General features: G+C 34.2%; 3 protein-coding genes and 1 pseudogene. 1 reads left to right on the top strand and 3 read right to left on the bottom strand.

The window, feature by feature from the left end; translation table 11 throughout:
• Positions 1–276: 276 nt before the first annotated feature.
• The 3 genes from FTT88_RS16820 to FTT88_RS16810 form a co-directional block, all read right to left on the bottom strand.
• A complete protein-coding gene (locus FTT88_RS16820) occupies positions 277–1,500 on the bottom strand; it encodes a hypothetical protein (protein WP_180128740.1) in 1,224 nt (407 codons plus the stop codon).
• Between the two features lie 66 nt (positions 1,501–1,566).
• Complete coding sequence (locus tag FTT88_RS16815; RefSeq protein WP_180081926.1) at positions 1,567–2,463, bottom strand: hypothetical protein; 897 nt, start codon at positions 2,461–2,463, stop codon at positions 1,567–1,569.
• Between the two features lie 13 nt (positions 2,464–2,476).
• Positions 2,477–3,016, bottom strand: coding sequence for a DUF2345 domain-containing protein (locus tag FTT88_RS16810; RefSeq protein ID WP_180107000.1), 540 nt, complete (start codon positions 3,014–3,016; stop codon positions 2,477–2,479).
• 41 nt (positions 3,017–3,057) lie between these two features.
• Between FTT88_RS16810 and FTT88_RS16805 the strand changes: the two are divergent.
• Positions 3,058–3,773: pseudogene (locus FTT88_RS16805) on the top strand (IS5 family transposase); the annotation flags it as partial.

The following is a 3,773-nucleotide window of genomic DNA, read 5'->3' as shown; positions in this document are numbered from 1 at the left end:
CATTAAATTGCTGAATCAACTGATAGTGTTTTCCGCCATTAAAGCTATGGAAATGAAAACTCCACGCTGAACCAAAATTTAGTAGCAAATCTTCATTTTCTAAAGGTTCTACCGTAAAGCCTTCATAGGGTGCAGTATGGGCCTTATACAAAGTGGGATTAGATAGCTGATATATATAAAAACGATCAATAAATTGATAATTCCCAGTATTTCAATTTTTTAACTTAAAAACTTTATAACCAAATATATATTAATTAGATAGCTTTTAAAAATATATCAAGGCAATAATGAACTAAATTTAGTTAACTCTCTCGATGACACTTTTCCACCTTTAAGTATAAAAACTTTATTAGTTTTATTATCAAAAGTAGAAGCCTGAATCATATTACCTTCTTCATCAATTTGCCAACTTCGACCTTTATCAAAACTAACCGCTGCTATATCTCTTTGATAAGGGTAGCTATTTGAATTTTTAAAACCTGAACTGTATAAAACTCGATTCTGACCCATATATAATTTACTCAACTGTAATGCATTTCCAATTTTTACTTTTTCAAGCCATTGATATTTATTTTGTTCATTTGGTGCGGCAACTAAAAAGGTAGTTTCAGTATCTACATGACCATAGGTTTTTTTCTCAAAATCATAAACCATCCCTAAAACGTAAAGTTTTTCCCCTTCACTATTAATATCCACAATATCTGATTTTGGTAGAGTGAGGATAGGTGAATATTGATCTATACGATTGTCTTTGGGATCATCACTCCACGGAAACTTATAAACCACACTTTGATATTGGCCTTGATGATCGAATAAATTAGAAAAATAAAAATCTTTGGTTTTCTCATCAAAATGATAGGAGTTAAAAAACTCATCCATTCTAAATTCATATTTCATCGCATTTAATTGGTCAACAATTTGCTTTGGCATATGGATTTGTATCCATGTTTTTCCTGCATCAGAGGTACGCCACAACGTCTTTTGCTCACCTATGGCATATCCATATACACCAGTTTCATCGAAAAGTACTTGTTTAACTTGTCTAAATGGCGGCCAACTTTTAAGTTGAGTAAAAGTTTCTCCACCATCTATCGATTTAAATATTTTATAACGTCGTGCTTTTCTAATTTGATCTTGTTCAGGAATCGTATCGACGAGTACATAATCTAAAAAATAGGTATTAATATAAATCGTGTTAAGATCAGCTGATTGCCACCATTGTCCAGTCTGAGCTGGTTCTTTAAATACTAATTTGTCTGGCTTTCCTTTTCCCCCTGATAACACCTCAACGGTCATACGGTTTAAAACTTGACTATTGTCTCTCATCCATTCTTCTTTATACTTTGAATCTATAAATTCACCTTTCTCATTTAAGATATCAACAAACTCAATTTTTTCTTGATTGATATAAAATAACAATGCTTTGTCTTTGTTTGCGTTAATCGCTAAGATCCCGCCATTAAAATTATTTTTAGCAAACTCAAATTCAGTTGCCCACATTAGACTGCATCCTGTAAAGAAAAAAAGACTGAGGAGAAAGATAAAATACTTATTTTTGATCATGGCTTAATCCACAAAAATTGATCGTATGCGTTTTATGGTGTTATCAAATAAGAATTTAGCCGTTCCACCTATAAAGGGATAAACCACCTCTGCTACCTGTACCGCTTGATCCCATGTTTCAAAATCCATCCATTCTTGAAGATTCGGCTCAGCAATAATACGAAGTAAATCAGTAAACGGAATTTCTTGAATGCCACCATCTATATATGCTGGAACATGCGAATTAAATGCAAAAGTTTTAAAGTCTTTATCACTAAGTTCAACGGTTTGCTTTTTAAAAGTCATGTTCTGACTGGCTTTCGGTGCTAACTTACAAGGCAATTTAATCACATCGCCTTTATTATTTTGATCTAAACCAAGATCCATATATTTTTGTAAATATTTTCTGGCATTGACTAACCATCTTTTCCCCTCAGGGCTTTTCATACTTGGGAGTAAATAAGCACCAAAACGTGAACAGTAATAGTATCCATACGCACGATAATAAGTAGGCGGCAGATGCCCGCAAGTGGCTGTATGACGCTTCATAAAGTCAGCGTAACGTGACCAGTTTGGATCAGACCCATCTAATTTAAGCAAAGATTCTCTATTTTTGATGACCTTTAATGCAACCTCTAAAGCGAGTTGCCAACGTTCTTGTGTTTTTGTAACATCGATTAATACATCTGCATGATTTAAGAAATATCGGATATTAATTCCATTTTTATTAACGGTTTCGCCTTTTTTTATAGGATCATCTTTATAAGGAACATAGTAATAACCACAATTTCCATAAACATGGTCTAGTGCCATATTCACAACAGTATTGCATTTTTCTTGTGGATTCACATAGACCTTAGCAACACTATTATTTCCAACTGGTGTCAAACTTTGATTTATACTTTTCTTTTGTTCAGACATCTCATTTCCAGAACTAATTATGATTGTCAATAAATTCAATAGAGTTTATTTTTAACTGTTTAGAAGACAAAGCTGTCTCTGTGTAACCCTTGTCGTCAGTAGTCCCCTCTAACTCACTGCCATCACTTAACGTTAAGAGACATTTAGTATTTTTAACTGCAATATTTTTTACTTCATCAAATACCTTAACTTTTAGATCATAGAGCTGATTTCCTATAATACTTTTATCCACCGATTCGCCAGATTTAAAAGCATGCTGTCCAGCTTTAGACTCATTAATACCACTAGTTTTAGAATAAATTCCTGTATCTTTTATACTGATTTGAGAGCTCCCACCCGTAATCACGACTTCTGTCGGACTTGTAATGTAAACCTTTCCTTCTGTCGATTTAATTGTTAAGTCTTTTCTCGAAATAATATCTAAAGCATTAGAAATTAATTTAATTAAAATTTTACCCACACCTGTGATTAAACTTGCATCTTCTCTTGCTGCAAAGAGACTAATTTTTTTACTCGCTTGAGCAATTAGGCTATTTTGAGGGCTTTGTTGCATAAACCTATCGTTAAGGGCTTATTCCACAATATAATTTCCAAATGAACAAGCCTGCACCTAAAATTTATCGTACTACCAATTGGTCTTCTTATAATCGAGCATTAATAAATCGAGGAAATATTTCAATTTGGTTTGACACTAAGACTCAATGGTATGCGCATCCAAAAGGCAAGCATGGACGAAATCAAACTTATTCCGACACAGCCATCCAATGCTGTCTAATGATTAAATCTTTATTTCGCCTTTCTTTACGTATGGTCACAGGTTTTGTTCAAAGTCTGATTAAACTTTGTGGATTAAATTGGACCGCACCAGATTACAGTACGCTTTGCAGAAGACAAAAACATATTGATATTGCGATTAGTTATCAAAAAAAGCAGTGGTGGGCTTAACTTGCTGGTAGACTCTACCGGTCTAAAGTTTTTAGGTGAAGGTGAATGGAAAAGGAAGAAACATCAGCCTGAATATTGTCGTCAATGGCGTAAATTACATATTGGTATAGATGCTAAAACTCTCCAAATACGTGCAGTTCAGCTTACAACTAACAATGTAAGTGATTCACAGGTACTTGGTGATTTACTCGATCAAATTTCCTTAGATGAGCAGATTGACTCTGTTTATACTGATGGCGCTTATGACACCAAGCAATGCCGTCAGGTCATTGCAGATCGGCAAGCGCATGCGGTGATTCCACCTAGAAAAAATGCGAAACCATGGAAAGATACAAAGATCAGCTCGCTAGCGCGAAATGAATTAC

This window comes from Acinetobacter sp. YH01024 (genome assembly GCF_013420195.1).
GTDB lineage: Bacteria > Pseudomonadota > Gammaproteobacteria > Pseudomonadales > Moraxellaceae > Acinetobacter > Acinetobacter amyesii.
Note: the sequence above shows the minus strand (reverse complement) of the source record. Positions and strands in the feature narration are given on the sequence as shown.

Bases quoted from the DNA above. Each gene is read 5' to 3' on its own strand.
- FTT88_RS16820 (WP_180128740.1), bottom strand. From the start codon at position 1,500: ATGTGGGCAACTGAATTTGAGTTTGCTAAAAATAATTTTAATGGCGGG.
- FTT88_RS16810 (WP_180107000.1), bottom strand. From the start codon at position 3,016: ATGCAACAAAGCCCTCAAAATAGCCTAATTGCTCAAGCGAGTAAAAAA.
- FTT88_RS16815 (WP_180081926.1), bottom strand. From the start codon at position 2,463: ATGTCTGAACAAAAGAAAAGTATAAATCAAAGTTTGACACCAGTTGGA.